Genomic DNA, 25,863 nt, shown 5'->3' with positions numbered 1-25,863 from the left:
GGCTGTCGAATCGGTGGGTGTGGTCCGGCGCTCCCGGCGCGGGCCGGGGCGTCACGCGGCGGGCTCCGGGGAGGTGGCGGGGGTCTCCGGGACCTGGGCCGGCCGGGCGGTGCCGGCCTCCGTCGGCGCGTCGCGGCGCATCTCCCGCAGGACGCGCATCCGCACCTGGCCGCCGCGCCCGCGCGGATTGTCGTTCAGCTCGATGCCGCCGCCGTGCTCTTCCAAGACCTTGCTCACGATCGCCAATCCGAGGCCCGTGCCCCCCTCGCGGGTGGTCATATAGGGTTCGAGCAGCCGCTGGCGCCCTTCCTGCGGGAATCCCTTGCCGGTATCGGTGATCTCGATCACCGCGGCCTCGCCCTCCTCGTAGAGGCGCACCGCGACCAGGCTCTCGCCCCGCACGTCCTCGGGCACCGCCTGCACCGCCTCGACGGCGTTCTTGAGGATGTTGGTGATCGCCTGCGACAGGAGCCGGGTGTCGAAGGCGGCGCTGACCCGGGCCTCGCCCTCCTGCAGCGTGAAGGCCACGTCGGGATGGGCCACCCGCATCATGAACAGGTTCTGCTTGACGATCTCGGTCAGGTCGTTGCGGGCGATGGCGGGCTTGGGCATCCGCGCGAAGGACGAGAACTCGTCCACCATCCGCTTGATGTCGTCGACCTGGCGCACGATCGTGGCGACGCACTGCTCGAAGATCTCCTTGTCGGCGGTGATCACCTTCCCGTACTTGCGCCGGATGCGCTCGGCCGAGAGCTGGATCGGGGTCAGCGGGTTCTTGATCTCGTGGGCGATGCGGCGGGCGACGTCGGCCCAGGCCGAGGTGCGCTGCGCGGTGACGAGGTCGGTGATGTCGTCCAGGGTGACGACGTAGCCGCGGTCGCCGTCCTGCGACTGCTCGCTCGTGGTGCGCACGTCGATGGTGCGCTCGCGGCCGTTGCGGGCGATCTGGATCTGCTGCTGGGTCGGGCGGGCGCGGGAATCCCCCGGCAGGCCGCCGAGCTCGGGGATCACCGCCTCGAGGGGCTCGCCGACGAGGTCGGCGACGGAGCGCCCGAGCATCCGCTCGACGGACGGGTTGGCGATGGTGATGACGCCCCGCCCGTCGACGCCGATCACGCCGGCCGGCACCCCGGCGAGCACCGCCTCGGTGAAGCGGCGGCGGCTGTCGATCTGCTCGCTCTGCTCGATCAGCGTGGCGCGCTGGCGGCTGAGCTCCTGGGTCATCTTGTTGAAGCTCTCGCCGAGGTGCTGGAGGTCGCCCTCGGTCTTCCGGAACGGCACCTGGGCGTAGTAGTTGCCCGACGCGACCTGGTCGGCGGCGTTGATCAGCCGGCGGATCGGCGTCACGAAGCGGTTGGCGAAGTTGAGCCCGAACCACACCGCCGACAGGAGCGCGATCAGCGCGATCAGCGCGAACATCGTCGCGAAGGCGATCTGCACGCTGCGCCGCCCGGCATCGATGGTCAGGAACTCGGTCGCGGCGGCCCGCGACACGCCCGGGAACTCGACGGCGAGCCGCGTCACCTCGCGCTCGACCAGCAGGAAGGCGTCGTCGTAGGCCGGCAGCTTCATCAGCGTGCCGAAGACCCGCCCCTCCCGCGGCAGCAGGCAGGTGGCATCGGGGGATTTCGCCGCCTCCTCGAAGTCGCTGGCCGAGGGCAGCGGCGGGTCCTTCAGGATGTCGATGTTGGCCCGCGCCACGGTCTCGGTCGGCGAGCGCATGATCCGGGCGATCGGCAGGCCGAGCGAGGCGGCGCGCGCCGTCATGAAGCTCTCGAACCAGGCCCGCTCGACGTCGAAGGCGGGCCGCGCCCGGGTGAGATCGTCGGAGAGGATCCGCGCCTCGCGGGCGAGGCTCTGGCACTGGTTGGTCAGGTAGGCGTCGGCCACGTCGACCGACATCAGCACGACGTTGCGCATCCGGTCGGAGAACCAGGGCGACAGGCCGCGCTCCAGCGTGATCGACGCCACCACGGCGAGCAGCACCGTCGGCAGGGTCGCGATCAGGCTGAACAGGCCGACGATGCGGGTGTGGAGCCGGGCGGCCGCCGCGTTGGTACGCCGGGCCCGCAGGAAGACCCGCGCCTCCCAGGCGATGACCACGACGAGCAGCAGCACCAGGGCGACGTTGCTGAGCAGCAGCGCCACCACCACGGTGTGGGTCGGCGCGATCGCGGTGGCGCCGACCAGGATCAGGAAGGTGACGAGCGCCAGCGCCAGGGCGACGCTGACCGCCAGCGCCCCGAACCAGCCCGGACCCCGCGGCGCGGCGTCCGGAACCGATCCGGGCGGGAGCGGTCCGGCGAGGTGGCCGGCCGGACCGGAAGGGGGCGCCGGAGCCCGGGGGCGTCGTGTGAACAGCATCCGTGGTGCAAGGCCACTACAGTGTGGCGAAATTAATACGGATGCCGCCGCGGCGGTCATAAGGGCCGCCGGCGGCGTCGGGTCCGCGCGGGGTCGAGCCACCGGATCGGCCCGTATGGGATCGGTCCTCGGGGATCAGGCCCGCTGCGGGATCGGGACCGGGCTGCGCGTCGTCAGGCGGCCTGGGTCGAGCGCGGACGACGGACGACCGGCTTCTGGCCCAGCCCGATGCTCTTGGCGAGCTCGGAGCGCTGGGCTGCGTAATTGGCGGCGACCATCGGGTAGTCCGGCGGCAGGCCCCACTTCTGACGGTACTGCTCGGGGGTGAGCCCGCGGCCAGCCAGGTGGCGCTTCAGCGTCCGGTATCGGCGCCCGTCCTCGAGGCTGATCAGGTAGTCGGGCGAGACGGTCTTCTTGATCGGCACCGGCGGGGTCAGCCGCTCGGGCTCCGCCGGGGCGGCCGTGCCGAGGCGGGCGACCGCCTCGTGGACGCTGCGGATCAGGCTCGCCAGCTCGCTCACCGGCACGCTGTTGTTCGACACGTAAGCCGACACAATATCGGACACCAATCCGATCATCTGGGGCTCTTCGCCGTGGTCATGTGTACTCATGTGGTCCTCTAGAAATGCCGCCCCCTGTCCGAGGTGATGGATGTTACGCCGGTCTGCGTCAACTGCAAGCTGTCTCGGTCAACATAAAGGATCGTTCTGCTTTGACCGTCTTTTTCCGTAGCGGCGGGTGCCGGGCGGTCCGCCGCCGCGGGACTCCGCTGCCGGCCGCCGCGGAGGCTTGCGCGAGCCGCCACGGCGAAGAAGGAAAGATCTTTGGGGACAAGGGCTTGGTATGCCGCCCGCGGCCGGTCGCCCGGCCCGGTCCGGACCTCCCGGAGGGGGGCGGGCACCGCCGGACCGGCGCGGGGGCGTCACTTAACAATTGGTAAAAACTACAAAACAATAGTTCGTCTTCTGGCCAAACCCCGCGCAGAGACCCAATCCAGGCGCCGCCGGGCCGACCACGGCGACCGCGGCTGATCGCTCGAAATCGTGTCATCCCGCTGCGATTTCGCCCGCGGCCGCCTCCGATCACGGTCCGGTGCGGCATTCGCTAGATCTAACGAGACGTCAGCCGCGCGCAGCCTGCCGGATCGACTGATCAATATGTCCGGTATGGACGATCTTCCATTGTCCAGAACCCACCCTGACGCATCGGAAACTCAGGGCGCAGGCGCGGCGGCAAGATTTCGTCCGAGCCATGCGGGGGGAAGCGCCTGTACTCGGAGGGGCCGATACGGGGGACAGTACCCTCGAACCGGCGCCGCAACGATCCGGCCTTGCCGGATTATCCCGCATCTTGGCCTTTGGTACCCCCCTCATCGTCGGGGGACAAGAAGTTGCGTCGGAATGCCGCGCTGGACCAGGCGGGTTGTCCCCCCGGTTCCGCCTCCGGCCTCGCCCGGCCGCCGTCAGCGCGGGGTGCGGAACACCTGCAGGTCGAGGTCGCGGACCTTCTTGCGCAGGGTGTTGCGGTTCACCCCCAGCAGCTCGGCGGCGCGGATCTGGTTGCCGCGGGTCGCCGCGAGCGCCGCGCCGATGAGCGGACCCTCGATCTCGCGCAGGACCCGGTGGTAGAGGCCGGGCGGCGGCAGCGTGTCCCGGTAGTTGGAGAAATACTCCGACAGGTGCCGCTCCACCGCCGCCGAGAGGCCTTCCGCCTCCCCGTTCCCCTTGCGCCCCGTCCCGCCCTGGGCGGGCGCGGCGAGCGGCAGGGTGTCGAGCTCGGCCTCGATCACCGGGCCGGTGATCGTCTCCTGCGGGTAGAGCGCCGCGAGGCGCCGCACCAGGTTCTCGAGCTCGCGCACGTTGCCGGGCCAGCGGTAGCGCTTGAGCTTCTCCATCGCGTCGCCGTCGAGCTGCTTGCGCGTCAGGCCCTCGCGCTCGACCAGCACGAAGAAGTGGCGCACGAGGTCCGGCACGTCCTCGGAGCGCTCGCGCAGGGCCGGCAGGCGCAAGGGCACCACGTTGAGGCGGAAGAACAGGTCCTCGCGGAAGATCCCCTGCTGGATCGAGACCCTGAGGTCCTTGTTGGTCGCCGCGATGATGCGGACGTTGGTCTTGATCGGCACCCGGCCGCCGACGGTGGTGTACTCGCCCTGCTGCAGCACCCGCAGGAGCCGGGTCTGGGCCTCCATCGGCATGTCGCCGATCTCGTCGAGGAACAGGGTCCCGCCCTCGGCCTGCTCGAAGCGGCCGGCCGAGCGCGCGGTGGCGCCCGTGAAGGCGCCCTTCTCGTGGCCGAACAGCTCGGATTCGATCAGGTCGCGGGGGATCGCCGCCATGTTGACCGGCACGAACGGGCCCGAGCGGCGCCGGCCGTAATCGTGGAGGGCGCGCGCCACCAGCTCCTTGCCGGTGCCGGATTCGCCGGTGATCATCACCGTGAGGTCGGTCGGCATCAGGCGGGCGAGCGACCGGTAGATCTCCTGCATCGCCGGCGAGCGGCCGACGAGCGGGATGTCCTCGTTCTCGGGCGGAGCCCCCGGCGCCGCGGCGCCGCGCGGGCGCGACAGGGCGCGGCCGACGATCGCGGTCAGCTCCTTCAGGTCGAAGGGCTTTGGCAGGTACTCGTAGGCGCCGCGCTCGGAGGCCCGGATCGCCGTCATGAAGGTGTTCTGCGCGCTCATCACGATGATCGGCAGGTCCGGCCGCACCCGCTTGATGCGGGGCAGGAGGTCGAAGGCGTTCTCGTCGGGCATCACCACGTCGGTGATGACGAGGTCGCCCTCGCCCTGCGCCACCCAGCGCCACAGGGTGGCGGCGTTGCCGGTCGAGCGGACCTCGTAGCCGGCGCGCGACAGGGCCTGGTTGAGCACGGTGCGGATGGCGGCGTCGTCGTCCGCCACGATGATGTGTCCGTTCGGCATGGCGCTCACTCGGTCTCGGCGGAGGATTCGCGCCCGTCGCGGGCATGCGACATCGGCAGGAGGACGCGGAAGGCGGTGCGGCGGGGGGCGGGATCGCACTCGACGATGCCGCCGTGGTCGCCGACGATCTTGGCGACCAGCGCGAGGCCGAGGCCCGACCCTTGCGCCTTGGTGGTCACGAAGGGGTCGAACAGGTCCGGCAGCAGCTCGGCCGTGACGCCCGGGCCGTTGTCGCGCACCGCCACCTCGATCGGCAGGCTCACCCGCTCGCGCGAGCCCGGCACCTGGAGGCGAAGCCCCGTGCGGAAGGCGGTGGAGAGGACGATCTCGCCGTCGACCGCGTCGGCGCCGATCGCCTCGGCGGCGTTCTTGACGAGGTTGAGGATGACCTGGACCAGCTGGTCGCGGTTGCCGAGCACCGGCGGCAGCGAGGGATCGTAGGTCTCGACGAAGCGGATGTGGCGGGCAAAGCCCGACTGGGCCGAGCGCTTCACCTGGTCGAGGACGCCGTGGACGTTGACCGGCCCGCGCTCGACCGGGCGCTCGTCGCCAAAGAGCTCCATCCGCTCGACGATGCGCACGATCCGGTCGGATTCGTCGCAGATCAGCCGGGTCAGGAGGCGGTCGTCCTCGGCGGCCGACTGCTCGAGGAGCTGGGCGGCGCCGCGGATGCCGGCGAGCGGGTTCTTGATCTCGTGGGCCAGCATCGCGCCGAGCGCCACCATCGAGCGGGCCGCGCCCCGGTGGGTGAGCTGGCGGTTCATCTTGTCGGCGATGGTGCGCTCCTGGAGCATCAGCACCACGAGGTCGTCGTCGAGATGGGTCGCGAACACGTCGACGCTGCGCTCGACACCGGTGCGCGGCGAGGCCAGCTCGACCCGGTACTCGCTGACGCTGGCGCGGCGCCGGCGCACCTCGTCGACGAGCGCGATGATCGGCGAGGAGAACGGGATGATGTCGCGCAGGCGCTGGCGCTGCATCATCCGGCGCGAGTAGTCGAAGAAGTGCTCCGCCGCCATGTTGACCTGGAGGATCCGCTCGTCCGGACCGATGGTCAGGACGGGCAGCGGCAGGGCGTTGATGATCATCTCGCTCGTCGGGTCGCTCATGAGCGAGGCCTTCCGGGTGCGGGCGGCAGGGGGTGCATCGCTCATCCTATGCGGCCCGAATCTCGGACCGTGCGGCCCGAGGCTCGGGCCGTGCGGCGGGCTGCGCGGACCGGCCCTCGAAGGCGCGCCGCAGGAGCCGCGCGGCCTCCGCCGGGTCGGTGGTGGTGAGAAGCCGGATGCGCTCGTCGGGCCCGAGCCCGCCGGCATGGTCGGCATAGGCCGCGAGGTGCTTGCGGGCGTGGCGCACGCCCATCCGGGCGCCGTAGAGGGCGATGAGCCCGTCGTAATGCTCGGCGGCGAGCTCGGCCTTGGCGGCGTCGTCCGGCTCCGCGACCGTCTCGCCGGCGAGCCCCGCCGCGATGGCGGCGACGAGCCAGGGCCGCCCGACCGCCGCCCGGCCGACCATCACGGCGTCGGCGCCCGACGCCGCCAGGCAGGCCTGCGCGTCCGCGAGGCTCGCCACGTCGCCGTTGGCGACGAGCGGGATCGCCACCGCCTCGCGGACCAGGCGGATCGCCGCCCAGTCGGCCCGGCCGGTATAGAATTGCTGCCGGGTGCGGCCGTGCACCGTGACGGCGGCGTAGCCGAGCCGCTCGGCCCGGCGGGCGAGGTCGGGGGCGTTGCGGGTGGCGTCGTCCCAGCCGAGCCGCATCTTGACGGTGACCGGCACCGACACCGCGCCGCGCACCGCGGCGAGCAGGCGCTCGGCATGGTCGAGGTCGCGCATCAGGGCCGAGCCGGCCTGGCCGCCGGTCACGGCCTTGGCCGGGCAGCCCATGTTGACGTCGATCACGTCGGCGCCGTTCGCCTCGGCCAGCCGCGCGCCCTCGGCCATCCAGCGCGGGTCGCAGCCGGCGAGCTGGACGACGTGCGGCAGCACGCCCTCCCCCTCGGCCCGCAGGCGCGCCTCCTCGGTGCCGCGGGCGAAATCCTCCGCCGCCACCATCTCGGACACCGTCGCGGTGGCCCCGAGCCGGCGGGCGATGCGGCGCATGTGCAGGTCGGTGACGCCGGAGAGCGGCGCCAGCAGCGCGCCCTGCGCGTGCGGCGCAGCATCGTGCGCCGCCATCCGTGGCAGCGCTGCCGGCCGCACCCCCGTGGCCGCCCCCGGCCCCTCGGCGCTCAAATAATGGTCAGTCGTCATTGTGCTCAGCAAATAGCCAAAACCCGGTCGGACGCAAGCGCGTTCCCTCCCCGACCGGCGATTCGCGTCCGATTTGCGTCGGGGCCGTCCCTTCCGCGGTTCCGCGGGGCCGGCGGGCGTCGTGCGAAACCTTCCCTAACGTCGGATCGGATCGCCCGGCCCAGGATAGCGGGGCATGGCGCGGAATTGGAAGCGCCGTAACCCCGGACTTTGCTGCAGTGCAGGGCAGCATCCCGGGGCCGAACCGTCGGCCGGGCGCCGCGCCGTCTCCGGTTCTGCATGCGCCCCACGCAACCCCGCAGCGCGGGGCCGGCGGGCCTGCAGCCCGATCCGGCCTGATGACGGTGAGATGTCCCATTCCCGCGCGGCACCGCCCTTCCCCCAGTGCATTTGCGTCGACGGGTGCGCGTCGCTAAGGAGCGGGCAATCCCGGGAGCGACCTCTTTGACACTTCCCCAGATCGCCGCAGTGGTCGTCGCCGCGGGGCGCGGCATCCGCGTCGGCGGCGACACGCCCAAGCAGTACCGCCGCGTCGGCGGCCAGGCGGTCCTGACCCGGACCCTGGCGGCGCTCGCCGCCCATCCGGGCGTCGGCCGGATCCAGGTGGTGATCGCGGCCGACGCCGCCGCCTTCTACGACGAGTGCCTGGGCGACCTGCCGCCGGCGGCGCAGGCCAAGCTCGCCCGGCCGACGCAAGGCGGCGCCACCCGGCAGGCCTCGGTCCGGGCCGGGCTCGCGGCGCTGGCGCGCGAGGCCGCGCCGGAACTGGTGCTGGTGCACGACGCCGCCCGCCCCTTCGTCGACGACGCGCTGATCGACCGGGCGATCGCGGCGGCGCAAGACCACGGCGCCGCCGTGCCGGGCGTGCCGGTGAGCGACACCATCAAGGTGGTCGAGCCGGACGGCCGGGTGCGCGCGACCCCCGAGCGCGAGTCCCTGCGGGCGGTGCAGACCCCGCAGGCCTTCCGCTTCGCGCTCCTCGCCGAGGCGCACGCGCGCGCCGCGGCGGAGGGGCACGACGGCTTCACCGACGACGGGGCGCTCGCCGAATGGGCCGGCCTGCCGGTGGCGGTCTTCCCCGGCGACCTGCGCAACCGCAAGATCACCCAGGCCGCCGACCTCGTCGAGGCCGACCGCGCCTTTTCGCCCCCCTCCGAGAGCGACTCCGCCATGACCCTCCTGACCCGCCTCGGCACCGGCTTCGACGTGCACGCCTTCACGGAAGGCGACCACGTCTGGCTCGGCGGCGTGCGCATCCCGGCCGATCGCGGCGTGCTCGCCCATTCGGACGGCGACGTGGTGCTGCACGCGCTCACCGACGCGATCCTGGGCGCGCTCGCCGACGGCGACATCGGCGTGCACTTCCCGCCGAGCGACCCGCGCTGGCGCGGCGCCTCCTCCGACCAGTTCCTCGCCGACGCGGTGCGGCGGGTGAGCGAGCGCGGCGGCGTCATCGACCACCTCGACATCACGGTGCTGGCCGAGGCGCCCCGGATCGGCGCCCACCGCGACGCGATCCGCAGCCGGATCGCCGAGATCGCCGGCGTGCCGCTCTCGGCGGTGTCGATCAAGGCGACGACGACGGAGAAGCTCGGCTTCGTCGGCCGGGCCGAGGGCCTCGCCGCCCAGGCGGCGGCCACCATCCGCCTGCCGGAGGCGCGCGCCTGATGTTCGATGCCGCCCTCATCACCCGGGCGAGCGTGCTGATCGCCGCCTATCGCGAGCGCCAGGCCCGCCTCGTCACCGCGGAATCCTGCACCGGCGGCCTGGTGGCCGCCCTGCTCACCGAGGTGGCGGGCTCCTCGCAGGTGGTGGAGCGCGGCTTCGTCACCTATTCCAACGAGGCCAAGGCCGAGATCCTCGGCGTCGACTTCAACCTGATCTCGGCCCACGGCGCGGTGAGCGAGCCGGTGGCGCGGGCGATGGCCGAGGGGGCGCTGGCCCATTCCCGCGCCGACGTGGCGCTCGCCATCACGGGCATCGCGGGTCCCACCGGCGCGACGGCGGCCAAGCCCATCGGCCTCGTCCATTTCGGCCTCGTCGCCGCCGGCCGGGCGACCCGACACATCGAGCGCCGCTACGGCGACCTCGGCCGCTCCGAGGTCCGCCGCTGCGCCGTCGAGGACGCGCTCGGCTTCCTGGAGATGGCGCTGGAGAAGGTGTGATATGGGATCCGGAAGATTGCTTCCGGATCCCATATCACCAGCCCGCGCGGCGCTTGAGCGAAGCTGAAATCCGCATCGCGAAGCAATCGATCGGATTTCGTATGAGGGTACGCCCTCACAGGTCCAGCATCCAGGTCTCCCCCACCAGGTCCTGCCCGAAGGAGCGGTGCGGCGCCGCCTCGACCAGGCGGAAGCCCGCCTGCGCGTAGATCCGCCGGGCGCTCGTCAGCACGTCGTTGGTCCAGAGCGTGAGCTGCCGGTAGCCGCGCTCCCGGGCCCCCGCGATGCAGGAATCGGTCAGGCGCCGGCCGAGGCCCTGGCCGCGGGCCGAGGGCTCGACGTAGAGCAGGCGCAGCTTGCCCACCCCCTCGGCGCCGCCCGCGGGCACCAGGAAGACGCTGCCGGCCACCGCGCCGTCCCGCTCGGCGATCCAGGCCGCGGCCCGGGCCGGGTCGAGGTCGCGCACGAAGCCGGCCAGGATCTCGGCCACCAGCGCCTCGAAGCCCGTGTCGAAGCCGTACTCGGCGGCGTAGAGCAGGCCCTGGCGGTGGGCGATCCAGCCGAGATCGCCGGGCTGCAGGTCGCGCAGGATCGTCGGCGCGTCCGACGCCGGGTCGCCGAGCAGGCCGCGCACCCGCGCCATCGCGCCGACGAGGAGCGCCCGGTCGGCGGCGGGCAGCCGGGCGAGCAGGGCCCGCACCTCGGCGCGCGAGGCCGCGTCCAGCGGCGCGTAGGCCGCCCGTCCGGCCTCGGTCAGGGCCAGGACCTGGCGCCGCCCGTCCTCCGGCGCGGCCCGGCGGGTCACCAGGCCCTGGTCCTCGAAGCGCTTGAGCAGGCGGCTGAGATAGCCCGCATCGAGGCCGAGATCCTGGCCGAGGACCGAGGCGGTCAGGTGATCGCGGTGGGCGAGCTCGTAGAGCACCCGCGCCTCGGTGAGCGAGAAGGCGCTGCGGTGGAGCCCCTCCTCCAGGAGGCCGATCTGGCGGGTGTAGAACCGGCCGAAGGCCCGCACCGCCCCGACCATCGCTTCGTCGACGTCCCCACCCTCGTCCCGCATCGCCGCCCGCCTCCGCTCAGGCCGGCAGGATCGTCCGATCGATTGACTGAGTCAACTATTCGTCGCGCGGTGCCAGTGCCGCGACGAGGTTGCGCACCTGCTTGAGCCGGAACGGTTTTCGCAGGAAGGCGGCGTGGCCGCCGGCGCGCTCGCGCACGGTTTCCTCGGGCATCGAGCTCATCAGCACGACCGGGATGCCCCGCGTGCCCGGGTCGCCCGCGAGGGCGGCCAGCATCGCGGGCCCGTCCATCACCGGCATCATGAAGTCGAGGAAGATCAGGTCGGGCGGGTCGGCGGCGACGCGGGCGAGGCCCTGGCGCCCGTTGGCGGCGGTCGCCACGGCGTGGCCGTCGTCGGACAGGACCGCGTCCAGCAGCTCGGCGATGCCGAACTCGTCGTCGACGATGAGCACCCTCGCCACGGGCCTACTCCCCGCCGCGGCTCGGGGCGTCCCGGTCGGCCAGGATCGCCTCGGCGCGATCGGGGCCGTCGTCGATCGCCAGGCCGCCGGGGCGGATGTCGAAGACGCGCAGGCGGGGGTCGATCCGGGCGTCCCGGACCTTGGCAACGGCGATCAGGCGGTGGCGGCCGGAGCGCAGGGCGCAGGAGCGCATCAGCACCACGTTCTCGGCGACGCTGGAGGTCTGCCGCAGGGAGCCACTGCCGGAGGGCGCATCGACGAAGGTGCCGCGCAGATCGGTTTCTCGGGTGTACATCGCCGTCACGCCCAGCGCCCTCAGCTCCGCCGTGAGAGCGGCGAAGATGCGGACGATCCGGTCCTGATCCCCTGCGATCCGGCTCATCGCGTCCAGACCGTCGATGAACACGCGCCGGACCCCCCGGTTCCGGATATCGCGCAGGAGATCGTCGCAGACCTCGTCGATCAGCCCCTCGGTGGCGGGCTGCCACATCACCCCGACCCGGCCCCGCTCGATCAGGCCGGCGACCGGCAGCGCGAGCGCCCGCGCCTTGGCGAGGAGCGCCGCCTCGCTCTCGTAGAAGCCGCAGAGCAGGCCCGGCGCCTCCGGGTCGGCGCCGAGGAACTGCAGGCCGAGCGTGGTCTTGCCGATGCCGGCGGGACCGCCGACCAGGGTGGTGGAGGCGTGCGGCAGGCCGCCGCCCAGCATCGCGTCGAGGGGGGGCAGGCCGGTGGTCAGCGCCGGCCCCTCGACAGGGTCGCGCCGGCTCGGCACCCGCAGGCGCGCCTCGATGCGGGGAAACACCCGGACCCCGTCGTCGGTGATGCGGAAGGCGTGGCGCCCGCGCAGGAAGCCGCCGCCGCGGAACTTGCGCACCTCGATCTCGCGCTCGGCCCGCCACCCGGCAAGGCGGCTCGACAGGACGATGAGCCCGTCCACCATCGTGTGCTCGGCCGCCACCAGATCGGCCCCGGCCGAGGCGCTGGTGAGGAGCAGCACGGTGGCGCCGGTGGCGGCGGCCTGGGTCTGCAATTCGTGGATGAAGGTCTTGAACTCGAGGGTCGAGGCGGCGGTCTCCTCCGCCGCCACCAGCCCGTCGAGGACGACGAGGCTCGCCTCGCGCTGGGAGGTCTCCCGCCGCAGCAGGGTCAGGAGGCCGGCCAGTCCCCCGTCCTGCAGGGTGCGGAAGGCGCTGAGATACGTGATCCGGTCGGGGATCAGGTCGGGCCGGAAGAAGCCGAGCGGCGCGATGTGGCCGAGCATCCGCGCGTGGCTCTCGGCCAGCAGCGTGACGTAGAGCGCCCGATGCTCGGGCGCGGCGCCCGGATCGCATGTGGCGGGCGAGGCGCCCCTATCCTCGTAGGCGGGCGAGGCGCCCATATCTTCGTAGGCGGGCGAGGCGCCCGCATGGGTGTAGCAGGCCTGGTTGCCGAAGATGGTTTTGCCCGAGCCCGGCGTGCCCTGGACGATGTAGACGCCGCCGCGAAACAGCCCGCCGCCGAGGATCTCGTCGAGGCCGGCGATTCCCGTCGGAACCCGCTCCAGCCCGCCATAGGCCCCGGCCTGCCCCATGCTCGGTCCCGCCCCCGTCATCCGCGCTCTCGGCCTCGTGTGGAACTCATCGACCCCGCGCGGGATCGTCGATCCCCGCCGTGATCGCCTACCCGTGCAGGGGAAGCGTTACCGTGAAGGTCGCGCCTTCGCCAGGGCGGCTCTCGAGGGCGACGCTCCCGCCCATCGCCTCGGCGAGGCGGCGCACCAGCCACAGCCCGACCCCGAAGCCGGTCGGCGCCGTGCCGGGATCGGCCACCGCGCGCTCGAACCGCTCGAAGATCCGGCCCTGGTCGGCCGCCGGGATGCCGACGCCGCGGTCGCTCACCCGGATCCGCGCCACCGCGCCGTCCCGCGCCGCCGCCACCGCGATGGCGCCGCCGTCGCCGTACTTGATCGCGTTGGTGATCAGGTTGTCGAGGATCTGGTCGAGGGCGAGCCGCTCGCAGGACAGCACGAGGTCGTCCGGCACCGCGACCGCGATCGCGCTGCCGGCATGCGCCGCCATCGGCCGCAGGCTCTCCACCACCTCGTCCACCACCTCGGCCAGCGGCACGGGCGTGGCCAGCAGCGCGAGCTGCCCGGCCTGCGCCCGCGACACGTCGAGGAGGGTGGTGGCCCGGCGGATGTAGCGCTCGACGAGCCAGTGCAGCTGCGCCAGCCCCTGCGCCACCCGGCCCTCCGGCGCGTCGCGCTCGGCGGCGGCGCGCAGGCGCTCGACCTGGCCGAGGATCGGGGTCATCGGGTTGCGCAGCTCGTGCGCCACGCCGGCCAGGAACGCGTCGCGCTCGGACAGGGCGCGCCGCAGGGCGCCGACCTCCCGGCGCAACGCGGCGGCCTCGTCGGCCTCCGCCGTCTCGGCCAGGATTCGCTCCGCCCCGCTCATGCGCGCGGCCGTCCGCTCCCGACGGGAGGCGTCCGGCCGGGAAACCGGCAGGCTGTCCGGTTCGACGGCGTGGGGGGCGAGGTCGGCATCACCCGCACGGCATAACAAATCGCGGCCGGGCAGGCGAGCGCCCGCCCGCATGCCCGAAGGGTCCTTCCCGCTCCGGTTCCTGCGAGAGAAGGTCGCGGGTCAGCGCCGCGGCGCGTCGACCGAGATCACCCGCGCGCCCCCGACCCGCCGCTCGCCGCCGTTGATGACGTAGAGCACCGGATCGGCCTTCGGCTGGGGCGGGATGCCGGCGACGGTCGGGATGCCGTAGGTCCCCTCGCCCCAGGCCGACGGGACGAGCTCGCTCGGGCGCGGCAGCTTGAAGTAGGGCTCGGCGACGAGACCGGGCTCCAGCACGCCGTTGGCGCCGTAGAGCCCGAGAGGACCGGCGAAGGTGGTGCCGCCGTAGGCAGCGAACCGCCGACCCGCGAAGCTCCGGCCGGCATAGCCCCTGCCCGCGAAGCCCCGCTCGCGCAGCGCCCCGATACGCCCGTGCCGCCCGCGCACGTCATAGACCGCGGCGCGGCCGCCCTGCGGCCCGACATGCGGCTGCCCGGCGCCCGCCCGGCCGGCGCCGCCGAGCGGCTGCGCCGCAGCGCCCGTCCCCGCGAGGGCCGCGGCGGCGAGGGTGAGGACGATCAGGTCGCGACGCATGGTGTGTCTTCCCGGCTCCCGGCACTCGCAGGTTCAATGCCGGGGTGCCATCCTCGTTCCCGTGGGGGAGCCGCGCCAGCCGTGGCAGAGTACGGAGGCCTGAGATGATCACTCGATCAGCTTGATAATGTGGGCATTTGGTTCCGACCAAACCGAATTTTTGCTAGCTGAGGAAAACGGCGCCTTTTCCTCGGACTGCGCATCGGCTCCGATCTGCGAAAAAATGATGACATAAAAAACTTCACGATCTAGTCTCGCACATCTGCGCGGGGATGGAATGAAACATGCGCATAAGACGTTTGGTAAAAAAGGAAAAAATTACAGAATCTGCCGGGCAATGGTCAGCAAAGGACCTTCAGCCACGATATGCGCCGATCTATGCCAAAACAAAGCCGATCCGCGCGGGGTGGCAATGGCGATCTTCAAAAGTTGTTTCGGGTGGCGAGATTTATATTTTGCTGGCGGAATGCAACCCTGGCCGCGGAAATTGGAACGCGAAGCTTATCCGTGAAACGGTCGACGGATTTTCCGTTGTCGCCCGTTTCGAGTCACATGCAAGCCATCCTGGCTTGCATGTGCATGCTCACTGCGACCGAGGAGGCTAGAGACGGGAGCGACTGGGCTTGATAATCTCGCTCGCATCCCGCCTATCGGGGCACGGCACCGGCGGACAAATGCCTGGACTGAAACGACTTTCTGGGAAGCCGCAAAGCGGTTCTTCTGCGTGAGAGAGGAGCAAGGAGTTCTGGACCTCGATGCGCCCTGAAGATCTGAAAAAAACACTTTGCACGACTTTCTGCGGTGGCATTTCTGTCCATCCCGTTCCAACTGGCTATGCCATAAGTTCAGCTTTCGAGGATAGTCTAGGCGACCCTATCAGCTTCTATCTTACTCACGCAGATGGAGAAAAATATATTATTGAAGATGATGGTGGTTATCTCGCGCATTTGATCGCAAAAGACATCGCGATAGATCAGGGCACGCGTGGTCAGCTTCTGGATGCTATTCTTTTATCGGGAAATGCATATTGGGATCGTGATACTTATGAAATTCGTACAGGAGAGTTTTTTGACGCAGACATACCGCTTCGGGTAATTGATTTTATTTCAAGTATGATTCGTGTGCGTGATTTGGAGTTGCTGACGCGCGATGTCATTCGCTCGACGTTCAGAGAAGATGCAACGCGCGCGCTTGTCATCGCCTTGGGAAAGGCAGCAAATATCGTTGAAGATGAGCCAATTAGTAAGGATCTCAAAGATTTTCCGCCGGATATAATTATAAAACCACGCCCAGAGTTCGAAAAAAAGCTCGAACGGGGGCGATTTATTTTGTAAACTCAAACGATAAATTAAATGAGGCTCTTTTATTGCAAATGGAACAGAGGCAAATGGACCGCAGAGATTTTGAAGTTATAGCACTCATAGAGGATCCAGAGATGCGTAATATAAAGCGGAAGAATTTTCAGCGCGCTCAAAATCGTGAATTGGCAATGCCAATATTTCGCGAAGACGAGCAAGGTGCCATAAATTCTATCCGACGTAGGCTTGGCTATCCTAAGAATGTCACTATCTAGAGTATTGATCGATCGTATCGCGACCGGACGATAATCTAGATATTTTTTGCCGCATTTTCTCCGACAAACCGGTGTCCGATTTGTCGGGAAATGCCCTGGCGATGTAAATTAAATGCTTGCACCCGCCTCCGAAAATTCATCATTGCGTTGAGCTGTCGTTCAGGTGGTTTGATCGACCATGTCGAGCCCCCGACGGAAGTCGCACGACCTAAGTCTCACGACGAATTGTCGGATGGGCGCCGGCCCACGGCTCGCTTAACGATTTGTTCCGGCGGCGGATCACGCGCGAGCGGGCGGTCTCAATCCCCCCGCCCGGCGGAGAAGGCGCCGCCCGATACCCGGTTCACCCTCCACGCGACGGTCCCGACGCGGCGAAGACTCGCGCGGGCGAAGCGTGACGTCCGTCACAGGAAACGCCCTCACAGGAGGAACACCCCATGGCAAGCTCAGCCGCCCTCGGGCAAAGCGGCGATGCCGCGCGCCCGATGACGCGGGAGGAGAAGAAGGTCATCCTGGCCTCCTCCCTCGGCACCGTGTTCGAGTGGTACGACTTCTACCTCTACGGCTCGCTCGCCGGCATCATCGGCGCGCAGTTCTTCTCGTCCTACCCGCCGGCGACCCGGGACATCTTCGCGCTGCTCGCCTTCGCGGCGGGCTTCCTGGTGCGGCCGTTCGGCGCCCTGGTGTTCGGGCGCGTCGGCGACATCGTCGGGCGCAAGTACACCTTCCTCGTCACCATCCTGATCATGGGCCTGTCGACCTTCATCGTCGGCATCCTGCCCAACGCCGCGCAGATCGGCATCGCGGCGCCGATCATCCTGATCGTGCTGCGCCTCGCCCAAGGCCTGGCGCTCGGCGGCGAGTACGGCGGGGCGGCGACCTACGTCGCCGAGCACGCGCCGCACGGCCGGCGCGGCTTCTACACCAGCTGGATCCAGACCACGGCGACGCTGGGCCTGTTCCTGTCGCTGGTGGTGATCCTGGCGGTGCGGTCCTTCACGGGTGAGGCCGCCTTCGCCGAGTGGGGCTGGCGCATCCCGTTCCTGGTCTCGGTGCTGCTGCTGGGCATCTCGCTCTGGATCCGCCTGCAGCTCAGCGAATCGCCGGCCTTCCAGCGCATGAAGGACGAGGGCAAGACCTCGAAGGCCCCGCTGACCGAGGCCTTCGGCCAGTGGCGCAACGCCAAGATCGCCTTGATCGCGCTGCTCGGCCTCGTCGCCGGCCAGGGCGTGGTCTGGTACACCGGCCAGTTCTACGCCCTGTTCTTCCTGCAATCGATCCTGAAGGTCGACGGCTATACGGCCAACCTCCTGATCGCCTGGGCGCTGCTGCTCGGCACCGGCTTCTTCGTGGTCTTCGGCTGGCTCTCGGACAAGATCGGCCGCAAGCCGATCATCCTGGCCGGCTGCCTGATCGCGGCGCTGAGCTTCTTCCCGGTGTTCAAGCAGATCACCACGCTCGCCAACCCCGCCCTCGAGAAGGCGATCGAGAACGTCAAGGTGACCGTGGTGGCCGATCCGGCCCAGTGCGGCAGCCTGTTCAACCCGGTCGGCACCCGGGTGTTCTCGGCGCCCTGCGACCTCGCCCGCGACTACCTCGCCAAGTCCTCGGTGCGCTACACCACCGAGGCCGCGCCGGCCGGCCAGCCGACGGTCGTGCGGATCAACGGCACCGAGGTCCCGTTCGCGGCGGGCGCTCCGGCGGCGGAGTTCAACAAGGCGGCGGCGGGCGCGCTTCAGGCGGCGGGCTACCCGAAGGCGGGCGACGCCCAGGTCGTCAAGATGGCGAACCCGTTCGACATCTTCCGGCCGCAGGTGGCCGGCGTGATCGGGCTGCTCTTCGTCCTCGTGCTCTTCGTCACGATGGTCTACGGCCCGATCGCCGCGGCCCTGGTCGAGCTCTTCCCGACCCGGATCCGCTACACCTCGATGTCCCTGCCCTACCATATCGGCAACGGCTGGTTCGGCGGCCTGCTGCCCGCCACCGCCTTCGCGATGGTGGCCCAGACCGGCGACATCTATTACGGCCTCTGGTACCCGATCGTCATCGCGCTGATGACCTTCGTGCTCGGCCTGCTGCTGGTGCCCGAGACCAAGGACCGGGACATCTTCGACGAGCGGGATACCGCCGCGCACTGACGTCGGGGATGATGCGACGGGAGGGGCGTCCGCGGCGAAGGCTGCGGGCGCCCCTCCCGCTTTCGGGACATCCCCGCAAGGGGAACCGACGCCGCTCCCGTCCTCGGACATCGTCCCGGGTTCCCGACTGCGCGGCCCCGGGACGCCTCGGAGGGGTTCGAGACCGTCGCGCGAAAGCCGGGACCGGCGATGGCAAGGGAACGGCCCCTCCACGAAAAAAAGGCCCGCCTCCCCGAGACGGGCCCCCAGCACCGTTCAGGCGCGTGCGGTCACCGGCAGGTCGTGATCCGCCGCACGATCCAGCCCTCGCCGTCGACGAAGAGCTTCCGGCGCGCGGTGAAGCACTGGGCGTCGTCCGCCTCCGGGGCGGTGACGCTCGCGGTGGCGGCGACGTCGCGGGTGGTACCCGTGGCGGCCTTCGGCGCCTTGTCGACCGCCGGCGCGGCGACGGCGCCGAGCGGGGCGACGCCCGCGGCCAGGGTGGCCAGCACGGCGAGCAGGGGCAGTCGGGCGCAGGGGCGCGCGCGCATGGTCGGTGATCCCATCGGTTGAATGCCGAGCGGCAATGTCGGGCGGAGTGGCCCTGGACCGCTCGCTCTCTGACCGCTCTCTCTTGCCATGGATAAGTCGCGAGCGCCCGAAGAGTTGCGCCGCCCAGGCGCGTCGATCCACAAAACGGTAAACACGGCGGTGCGACGCCGCGGTGACATTCCGCACCCGGTCGCGCAACTTACGCATCGGCAAGGCCGGACCGGCCCTCGACTGTCGCCCCGGTCGCGATCGACTGGGCTGGACCTCGAACCGCGCAAGTCCCCGAGAGTTCCGTCCCGGTTCCATGCCGGTATCCCGCGGCCGGCGCACCAGACGAGCCGGCCCTCGACTGTTCCCGGACCTGGCGCGGGATCCGGGCGGACCGGATCCCGCCGCCGCGTCAGGCCGGGACCGGCCGGGCCTGGCCCGCCTGGCGCTGCACCAGCCAGAGCGAGATGGCGACGTTGAGCAGGTTCCAGCCGATGCCGTTGGCGAAGGCCGCCGCGTAGGTGCCGCTGAGGTCGAAGATCACGCCGGACAGCCAGCCCCCGAGCGCCATGCCGAACAGGGTCGCCATGATGACCACCCCGACCCGGCCGCCGGCCTCGCTCGCCGGAAACAGCTCGCGCACGATGATCGCGTAGGCCGGCACGAGGCCGCCCTGGAAGAGGCCGAACAGGGCCGAGATCACGTAGAGCGAGGTCAGCCCGTCGAAGGCGAGGTAGAGGAGCAGCGCCACCCCCTGCAGCACCGAGCCGACGAGGAGCGTGCGCAGGCCCCCGATCCGGTCGGCGAGGAAGCCGGAGGCGATCCGGCTGACGATGCCGAAGCCGAGCATCAGGGAGAGCATCTCGGCACCACGGGCGACGCCGTAGCCGAGGTCGCCGCAATAGGCGACGATATGGACCTGCGGCATCGACATGGCGACGCAGCAGGCGAGCCCCGCCACCACCAGCAGGCCCTGGAGGAGGTTGGGCGGCAGCCCGAGCGTCCCGCCCGCCCCCGCGACCCCGGCGCGCTCCACCGCCGCGACCGGCGGGCGCCGGCGCATCAGGAGCGCCAGCGGCAGCATGGTGGCGAGGCAGAACACCCCGATGCCGGCTTGCGTGGCGCGCCAGCCATAGGCCGAGACCGCGTGCTGGACGAGCGGCGGCCACAGGGTGCCGGCGAGGTAGTTGCCCGCGGCGCAGACCGAGACCGCGATGCCGCGCCGGCGCGCGAACCACAGCGAGATGTCGGCCATCAGGGGCCCGAAGGCGGCCGACGAGCCGAGGAGCCCGATCAGGATTCCGTGCGCGAGGGCGAACTGCCACAGGCTCGTCGAGAGCGCGGTGGCGCCGTAGCCGAGGCAGAGGCAGACCGCGCCGAGCGCCAGGGGGCCCAGGATGCCGAACCGGTCGGCGAGCTTGCCCATCAGCACGCCGCCGAAGGCGAAGCCGATCATGGTCAGCGTGTAGGGCAAGGCGGCGGCACCCCGGGCGGCGCCGAACTCCGCCTGCACGGCGGGCAGCACCACCACCACCGACCACATCCCGACGCCCCCGATGGTGGTCAGCAGGACGGAGACGACGAGGCGGCGCCAGGCGGCGGCGGAATCGAGCCCGTCGGCGGGCATCGGGCGGGTCACGGGCGTTTCCTCGACTCGTCTTGGCCGGATGGCTTCGCCAACTGAACGGCTCGGCCGAATCGGCTTGGCTTTCCGGGAGTCGTAGCAGCCGGGCGGATCGCCGAGGAGCGATCGGGATGCAACCCCCGCCCGCTTCCGCTCACCCCTCCGCCACCGTCCCGGGAAAGCGCGCCGCGAGGTCCCGGCGCGTCGCCTCCATCCAGCCGCGGCCGCGCTCCGCCCGCGGGATCGGCAGCGCCACCTCTCCCGCGAGGCGCGCCGGCCGGCCGGAGAGCAGCAGCAGCCGGTCGGCGACCGCGAGCGCCTCCGGCACGTTGTGGGTCACCATCAGGACCGCCGCGCCGCGGGCGGCCGCGCTGCCGAACACGGCGGCCCGCAGGGACGCGGCCGACGCGTCGTCGAGGGAGACGAAGGGCTCGTCGAGGACGAGGAGGCCGGGCGCCAGGGCGAGCGCGCGGGCGAGCGCGACCCGGCGGGCCATGCCGAGGGAGAGCGCCCGCGGGTAGCGGTCGCGCCACTCGGCGAGCCCGAGCTCGTCGAACAGCGCGTCGAGGGAGCGGCCGCGCTCGGCCCGCGGCAGGGAGAGGCGCACGTTCTCCTCGACGCTGCGCCAGGGCAGGAGCCGCGGCTCCTGGAACACCATGCCGATGCGCAGGTCCGGCGCGGTCGCGAGGTCGCCCTCGAAGTCGCGGTCGAGGCCGAGCAGGATGCGCAAGGTGGTGGTCTTGCCCGCCCCCGAGGGGCCGATCAGGCACAGGGTCTCGGCCCGCCGCACCGACACCGCGAGGTCGCGCACCGCCTCGACCGGCGCGGCACCGGCCGGGCGGTAGACCTTGCGGCGCACCGTCAGGGTGAGGATCGGGGCCGCCGCCTCGCGGCGCAGCCCGGCGGCGGGAACCTTATCGCCAGCGGCGGGCATGGGCGTCGAGGGGCTGGAGCAGGAGGGCGTCGACCGCCAGCATCACGGCGCTGAACACGAGGCTGTAGCCGATCAGCGCCGCGACGTCGAAGAGCTGGAAGTAGTACGAGATGGCGTAGCCGACGCCGTCCGGCCGCCCGAGCAGCTCGACCACCAGCACGATCTTCCAGGCGAGCGAGATCCCCGAGCGCGTCGCCGCCACCGCGAAGGGCTCGAGCTGGGGCAGGAGGACGTGGCGGATCCAGGTGCGGCGGTCGTACCGGAAGGCCTGCGCCATCTCCTCGAGGCCGGGATCGAGCCCGCGGGCGCCCTCGCGCAGGATCACCGCGACGTTCGGCATCTTGTTGAGCGCCACTGCCAGGATCGCCGCGGTCTCGGTCAGGCCGAGCCAGATATAGGCCAGCACCGTGACGATCAGCGCCGGGGTGTTGAGGAGCACGAGCAGCGGCGTGTCGAGGAGCCGGTCGGCGGTCCGCGAGCGCCCGAGCGCGATGCCGAGCACCGCGCCGGTCGCCATGGCGAGGACGAACGAGGCCACGACCCGCCACAGCGTGATGCCGACGTTGCGCAACAGGTCGCCGGAGGCCGCCTCCCGCCCCACGAACGCCGCCACCGCCTCGGGCGACGGCAGGGTGCGGGGATCGACGAACCGGCTCGCCAGCCACCAGCAGGCCAGCAGCAGGAGGGCCGAGGCGAGTCGGGCGAGGAGCGCCGTCAAGCGAGCCGCCCCACGATCGGCCAGCCGACCGGTGCCATCCTCGACCCTCCCCTCCGCGACCTCATCCTGAGGTGCTGCAAAGCAGCCTCGAAGGAGGGCTCCAGGGATCGCAGCGTCCTCCTGAGCCCTCCTCCGAGCCTGCGCGATCCGCGATCGCTCCGCATCTCAGGACGAGGTCGCGGGTGGGACGGGACGAGCGTGGCCTCGTGCGCCGGAGAGGGGCTGCCGTGTCGCTCAGCCATTCGGCCCGCCGTCCCAGTACAGCCCGGCCGGCAGGGTCGTGGCGGCTCCGACCAGGCGCTCGCCGCCGAGCCGCGCCAGCACCGCGTAGAGGCGCTCGGCATCGGCGCGCTCCGCGGCGGCCGGCCGGCGCGGGATGCCCTCCAGGAAGGCGCGCTTGAGGGTGGCGTAGGTCGCCTCGTCCTCGGCCGCCATCAGCGGGCGCACGGGCGCCCAGGCGGCGTCCCCGGCCTCCAGGGCGCGCTTGGCCCGCGACGAGGCGCGGGCAAGGCCCGCGACCGCGGCCGGCGCGCGCTGCAGCAGCGCCTCGTCGAAGACGTAGCCGAGGAGCGCGATCGGCCCCGTGACCCCGAACGCCGCCGCGATGCCGTCGGCGCCGATCAGGCGGCGAAAGCCCCTGGCCTCGAGCCGGGCGCAGAAGGTCCAGTAGAGGAGCGCCGCGTCGAGCTCGCCGGTCTCGAGCTTGCGCATCAGGAGCGGCGGGGCGCCGAACACGGGGCGCGCCTCGCGCTCGAGGTCGAACCCGTCCTTCTCGCGGGCCCGTGCGCGCAGGAGCAGCCAGTTCTTGTCGAGGGGGCCCCCCGCCACCCCGAGGCGCTTGCCCGCGAGGCCGGCGACGGTGGTCAGGGAGCTGTCGCCCGGCACCATCAGGGCGCCCTCGGTCGAGGAATAGGGCAGGAACTTCACCGCCCGGCCCTCCGCCCGCAGGCGGGCGGCCCAGAGCAGGTCGGACACGATGGTGTCGACCTGGCCGCCCTGGAAGGCGATGCGGGCGGCGTCGCTCCCGGCGAGGCGCACGCCCTCGAGGTCGAGGCCCTCCGCCGCGTCGATCCCCTCCGCCTTGATGACCGCCGCCTCCCAGGAGACGGTGCCGAAGGGCAGGAGCCCGACCTTCAGGCTGGCGGGCGCCCCCTGCGCCCGCGCGGCCGAGGGCAGCAGCGGCGCCAGCGGCCACAGCCCGGCCGCCGCCATCAATCCACGCCGTGAGAGCATGGGCGCCCCTCCCTCCTGCCCGGCCCGTCGCCGGTCTTGCCTGCCGCCGGTCTTTACCCCGCCAGAGGTAGGCGGCGCGGGCGGCGGCGTCCACCGCTTGCCTGCGGGGGCGCGAGGCCGCACCCTCGGCGGATCGGCCGCCGCCGTCTGTTGGACTCTCGTCCTCTCTTGGACCCTTGTCCTCTCTTGGACCCTCGTCGGGCGGCGGGCCGGGACGGAGACCGTGCCTCATGCCGAACGACAAAGACGACGTCCTCGCCCCCGAGGCGATCGCCGCGCACCTCGCCGCCCTGCCGGGCTGGACGGAAGCCGATGGCTGGATCACCCGCACCTACCGGACGAACAGCTGGAAGGGCACCCTGATGGTGATCAACACCGTCGGGCACCTCGCCGAGGCGGCCTGGCACCACCCGGACCTCACCGCCTCCTATGCCTGGGTCGAGGTGCGGCTCACCACCCACTCGGCCAAGGGCCTGACCGAGAAGGATTTTGCCCTGGCCAAGAAGATCGAGGAGGTGGTCGGCTGGCAGCCGGGGCTGGAGGGCGGCGCGCTGGAGGGCACGCCGACCGATCCGCGCTTCGCCTACATCAAGCACGACCGCTGAGGGCGGCGCGGCGGGGTCGGCGCGCGGGGCGCTGGGCGGCGTGCTCCTGCCGGGCCCGCGCGTCCCGCCCGGCGCGCTTGGCGCCGTAGAGCGCCATGTCGGCGGCGTGGACCAGATCCTCGAAGCCCATCCCGTCCCGGTGCGGGGCGACGCCGCAGGACATCGACAGCAGGAGCACCGTGCCATCGTCGAGGGTGAGCGGGGCGCGGCGCAGGGCCTCGCGCAGGCGCGCCGCCACCACCTGCGCCTGGTCGGCATCGGTCCCGGGGAGCAGGACTAGGAACTCGTCGCCGCCGACCCGCCCGATCGCGTCGGCCTCGCGCAGGCCGGCGCGCAGGACCGAGACCAGGTGGACCAGCGCCCGGTCGCCCGCGAGGTGGCCGTGCCGGTCGTTGACCTGCTTGAACAGGTCGAGGTCGATCGCGACCAGGCTCGGGACCGCCCGGGGATCCCGCATCGCCGCCAGGGCCGTCTCGCGGAAGGCGGTGCGGTTGAGCACGCCGGTCAGGCCGTCGGTGGCGGCGATCCGCGCCAGCTCGGCCCCTTGCGCCCGCAGGGCCTCGGCGCTCTGCGACAGGGAGGCGAACCGGGCGCCCCGGGCGGACAGCGCCGCCGCCACCGGCAGGCAGGTGAGCAGCAGGACGGCGAGGAAGCCCTGGAACAGGGCGGCCTGCTCGTGCGGATCCGGCGTGACCGCGGCGATCGGCCCCTGGCCGCGCAGGGTCGCGAGCGTGCCGATCACCGCGATCACCATCACGGCGGCCTTCGTGCCGAGACGCCCGACCCGGAACGTCACCAGCATCACCGGGCCGAACAGCGCGAACAGCAGCGGCCGCACGGCGACGAAGAACGCCCCGTAGGTCGCCGCCGCGACCAGGACCTGGAGCCCGACCGCCTCCGCGCGCTGGCGCCAGTCCTTGCTGGCGAAGTACCGCCGGTAGTCGCCGCGCAGGAGCGCGAAGAAGAACGGCGTGAAGATCAGGAGGCCGAGCCCGTCGCTCAGGACCCAGGTGAGGAACGCCGTTTCCAGATCCTGCCCGAACAGCAGCCGGGCGGTGGCCGCGCCGCCGAGCCCGCTCAGCACCGGAGCGACCAGGCCGCAGACCACGATGAAGCGGCCGACGATCGCGGGCGTGACCAGGAGGTCGTCGCCCGACGGTCCTCGGCTCGACGGGCCTTCCCCCTCGAGCGCGGGCCGGAGCAGGCTCGCCGCGACGTAGAGTTCGAGGAGGTTGCACGCGCCGAAGAGGAGCGGGCCGGCGCCGAGGCCGCGCGTCACCGCGTTCGCCGCCACGCCGGCGAGGTAGCCGGCGCCGAGCAGGCCTGTCCACGCCCCGGGGCGGCGGTCGAGCAGGGCGGCGAGGACGACGGCGTTGGCCGGCCACACCGTAGCGATGTCGCGGCCGTCGCTGGTGAGGTGGATCGTGCCGGCGGCCAGCAGGAAGGACAGGAATCCGACGAGGCACGCAGTCCGTCTGTCCGTCATCGATCGACTCTTGGGACCAGGGCCGTGACCGACGGCGCTGCCCGACCTCTCGTGCATAAGATTTTAGCGGACTCGATGACGGTCATCTAACGATGCGACGGCCTAGCCATAGGTCGAACGGCATAGATTCGTAACGGTAAAGCGGGGATCGGTAGCAGGGGCCGTCCCCCTGCAACTCTTGCTCCCTACGACGAAATACTATGAGACGAACGGATGATCCCGGCCTCCGGCCGGCGCGGCCGTTCGTCGTCGCCCGCCTCGGCCGCGCCCGGGGGCCGGTCGGCCCGCCGGCCGGGCGCGGATCACGCCGACAGCATCCACGTCTCCCGTCCGGCGCGCTTGGCGCCGTAGAGCGCCATGTCGGCGGCGTGGACCAGGTCCTCGAAGCCCATCCCGTCCCGGTGCGGGGCGACGCCGCAGGACATCGACAGCAGGAGCACCGTGCCGTCGTCGAGGCTGAGCGGAGCGCGGCGCAGGGCCTCGCGCAGGCGCGCCGCCACCGCCTGCGCCCGGTCGGCATCGGTCCCGGGGAGCAGGACCAGGAACTCGTCGCCGCCGACCCGCCCGATCGTGTCGGCCTCGCGCAGGCCGGCGCGCAGGACCGAGACCAGGTGGACCAGCGCCCGGTCGCCCGCGAGGTGGCCGTGCCGGTCGTTGACCTGCTTGAACAGGTCGAGGTCGATCGCGACCAGGCTCGGGACCGCCCGGGGATCCCG

General features: G+C 71.4%; 23 protein-coding genes. 6 read left to right on the top strand and 17 right to left on the bottom strand.

What is annotated here, in order from left to right; all coding sequences use genetic code 11:
- Positions 1-51: 51 nt before the first annotated feature.
- The 5 genes from HPY23_RS20480 to dusB form a co-directional block, all read right to left on the bottom strand.
- Entirely contained in the window at positions 52-2,364 is a 2,313-nt protein-coding gene (locus HPY23_RS20480) for a sensor histidine kinase NtrY-like (protein ID WP_060847708.1), read from the bottom strand.
- Positions 2,365-2,537: 173 nt separating this feature from the next.
- Complete coding sequence (locus HPY23_RS20475; protein WP_060847709.1) at positions 2,538-2,975, bottom strand: Ros/MucR family transcriptional regulator; 438 nt, start codon at positions 2,973-2,975, stop codon at positions 2,538-2,540.
- A gap of 851 nt (positions 2,976-3,826) precedes the next feature.
- The gene (ntrC, locus tag HPY23_RS20470; protein WP_048429567.1) at positions 3,827-5,284 is read right to left on the bottom strand and encodes a nitrogen regulation protein NR(I); all 1,458 of its coding nucleotides are present in this window, start codon (positions 5,282-5,284) and stop codon (positions 3,827-3,829) included.
- A gap of 5 nt (positions 5,285-5,289) precedes the next feature.
- Positions 5,290-6,393: a two-component system sensor histidine kinase NtrB gene (locus tag HPY23_RS20465; RefSeq protein ID WP_091745038.1), complete on the bottom strand. Its 1,104-nt coding sequence runs from the start codon at positions 6,391-6,393 to the stop codon at positions 5,290-5,292.
- Positions 6,394-6,439: 46 nt separating this feature from the next.
- Positions 6,440-7,537 carry a tRNA dihydrouridine synthase DusB gene (gene dusB / locus HPY23_RS20460; protein ID WP_175539859.1) on the bottom strand — a complete coding sequence of 366 codons (1,098 nt, stop codon included), beginning with the start codon at positions 7,535-7,537 and terminating at the stop codon, positions 6,440-6,442.
- Between the two features lie 444 nt (positions 7,538-7,981).
- On the opposite strand from dusB, the gene HPY23_RS20455 reads away from it, so the two are divergent.
- Both HPY23_RS20455 and HPY23_RS20450 read left to right on the top strand, forming a co-directional pair.
- On the top strand, positions 7,982-9,205 hold the full coding sequence (locus HPY23_RS20455; protein WP_210344501.1) for a bifunctional 2-C-methyl-D-erythritol 4-phosphate cytidylyltransferase/2-C-methyl-D-erythritol 2,4-cyclodiphosphate synthase: 1,224 nt from the start codon (positions 7,982-7,984) through the stop codon (positions 9,203-9,205).
- The gene (locus HPY23_RS20450; protein WP_060849443.1) at positions 9,202-9,702 is read left to right on the top strand and encodes a CinA family protein; all 501 of its coding nucleotides are present in this window, start codon (positions 9,202-9,204) and stop codon (positions 9,700-9,702) included. The genes HPY23_RS20455 and HPY23_RS20450 overlap by 4 nt, the downstream gene beginning before the upstream one ends.
- Positions 9,703-9,817: 115 nt before the next feature.
- Here HPY23_RS20450 and HPY23_RS20445 read toward each other — a convergent pair whose 3' ends face one another.
- The 5 genes from HPY23_RS20445 to HPY23_RS20425 all read right to left on the bottom strand — a co-directional run bounded on the left by HPY23_RS20445 (position 9,818) and on the right by HPY23_RS20425 (position 14,317).
- The gene (locus tag HPY23_RS20445; protein ID WP_082742564.1) at positions 9,818-10,759 is read right to left on the bottom strand and encodes a bifunctional helix-turn-helix transcriptional regulator/GNAT family N-acetyltransferase; all 942 of its coding nucleotides are present in this window, start codon (positions 10,757-10,759) and stop codon (positions 9,818-9,820) included.
- Between the two features lie 55 nt (positions 10,760-10,814).
- Positions 10,815-11,180 (bottom strand): response regulator, encoded by a 366-nt coding sequence (locus tag HPY23_RS20440; protein ID WP_091882555.1) that lies wholly within the window; start codon positions 11,178-11,180, stop codon positions 10,815-10,817.
- Positions 11,181-11,184: 4 nt separating this feature from the next.
- The gene (locus tag HPY23_RS20435) at positions 11,185-12,771 is read right to left on the bottom strand and encodes an RAD55 family ATPase (protein ID WP_091882551.1); all 1,587 of its coding nucleotides are present in this window, start codon (positions 12,769-12,771) and stop codon (positions 11,185-11,187) included.
- 67 nt (positions 12,772-12,838) lie between these two features.
- Positions 12,839-13,615, bottom strand: a complete 777-nt coding sequence (locus HPY23_RS20430; RefSeq protein ID WP_091882548.1) for a sensor histidine kinase — start codon at positions 13,613-13,615, stop codon at positions 12,839-12,841.
- Between the two features lie 189 nt (positions 13,616-13,804).
- Positions 13,805-14,317, bottom strand: coding sequence for a hypothetical protein (locus HPY23_RS20425; RefSeq protein ID WP_091882545.1), 513 nt, complete (start codon positions 14,315-14,317; stop codon positions 13,805-13,807).
- A gap of 284 nt (positions 14,318-14,601) precedes the next feature.
- On the opposite strand from HPY23_RS20425, the gene HPY23_RS20420 reads away from it, so the two are divergent.
- The 3 genes from HPY23_RS20420 to HPY23_RS20410 all read left to right on the top strand — a co-directional run bounded on the left by HPY23_RS20420 (position 14,602) and on the right by HPY23_RS20410 (position 18,028).
- Positions 14,602-14,922, top strand: coding sequence for a hypothetical protein (locus tag HPY23_RS20420; RefSeq protein ID WP_139234874.1), 321 nt, complete (start codon positions 14,602-14,604; stop codon positions 14,920-14,922).
- A gap of 150 nt (positions 14,923-15,072) precedes the next feature.
- Positions 15,073-15,651: a DUF1828 domain-containing protein gene (locus tag HPY23_RS20415; protein ID WP_091882542.1), complete on the top strand. Its 579-nt coding sequence runs from the start codon at positions 15,073-15,075 to the stop codon at positions 15,649-15,651.
- A 724-nt stretch (positions 15,652-16,375) separates the two neighbouring features.
- A complete protein-coding gene (locus HPY23_RS20410) occupies positions 16,376-18,028 on the top strand; it encodes an MFS transporter (protein WP_060849445.1) in 1,653 nt (550 codons plus the stop codon).
- 269 nt (positions 18,029-18,297) lie between these two features.
- Here the strand turns inward: HPY23_RS20410 and HPY23_RS20405 are convergent, their stop codons facing one another.
- From HPY23_RS20405 to HPY23_RS20385, 5 genes are all read right to left on the bottom strand, one after another.
- Complete coding sequence (locus HPY23_RS20405) at positions 18,298-18,558, bottom strand: hypothetical protein (RefSeq protein WP_060847716.1); 261 nt, start codon at positions 18,556-18,558, stop codon at positions 18,298-18,300.
- A 401-nt stretch (positions 18,559-18,959) separates the two neighbouring features.
- Entirely contained in the window at positions 18,960-20,174 is a 1,215-nt protein-coding gene (locus HPY23_RS20400) for an MFS transporter (protein WP_060849446.1), read from the bottom strand.
- A 151-nt stretch (positions 20,175-20,325) separates the two neighbouring features.
- A complete protein-coding gene (locus HPY23_RS20395; RefSeq protein ID WP_091882539.1) occupies positions 20,326-21,105 on the bottom strand; it encodes an ATP-binding cassette domain-containing protein in 780 nt (259 codons plus the stop codon).
- Positions 21,086-21,823 carry an ABC transporter permease gene (locus HPY23_RS20390; protein ID WP_091882535.1) on the bottom strand — a complete coding sequence of 246 codons (738 nt, stop codon included), beginning with the start codon at positions 21,821-21,823 and terminating at the stop codon, positions 21,086-21,088. Before HPY23_RS20390 ends, HPY23_RS20395 begins: the two co-directional genes overlap by 20 nt.
- A 234-nt stretch (positions 21,824-22,057) precedes the next feature.
- Entirely contained in the window at positions 22,058-23,056 is a 999-nt protein-coding gene (locus tag HPY23_RS20385) for an ABC transporter substrate-binding protein (protein ID WP_091882532.1), read from the bottom strand.
- 230 nt (positions 23,057-23,286) lie between these two features.
- On the opposite strand from HPY23_RS20385, the gene HPY23_RS20380 reads away from it, so the two are divergent.
- Entirely contained in the window at positions 23,287-23,661 is a 375-nt protein-coding gene (locus tag HPY23_RS20380) for a 4a-hydroxytetrahydrobiopterin dehydratase (RefSeq protein ID WP_060847721.1), read from the top strand.
- Here the strand turns inward: HPY23_RS20380 and HPY23_RS20375 are convergent.
- Positions 23,645-25,147, bottom strand: a complete 1,503-nt coding sequence (locus HPY23_RS20375) for a GGDEF domain-containing protein (protein WP_175539858.1) — start codon at positions 25,145-25,147, stop codon at positions 23,645-23,647. The two genes, HPY23_RS20380 and HPY23_RS20375, sit on opposite strands and share 17 nt — an antisense overlap.
- 302 nt (positions 25,148-25,449) lie before the next feature.
- On the bottom strand, positions 25,450-25,863 hold a 414-nt coding region (locus tag HPY23_RS20370; RefSeq protein ID WP_200649670.1), incomplete at its 5' end, for a GGDEF domain-containing protein.

This window comes from Methylobacterium ajmalii, assembly GCF_016613415.1.
Lineage (GTDB): Bacteria > Pseudomonadota > Alphaproteobacteria > Rhizobiales > Beijerinckiaceae > Methylobacterium > Methylobacterium ajmalii.
The sequence above is the reverse complement of the archived record's forward strand: the minus strand, read 5'-3'. Positions and strand labels throughout refer to the sequence as shown.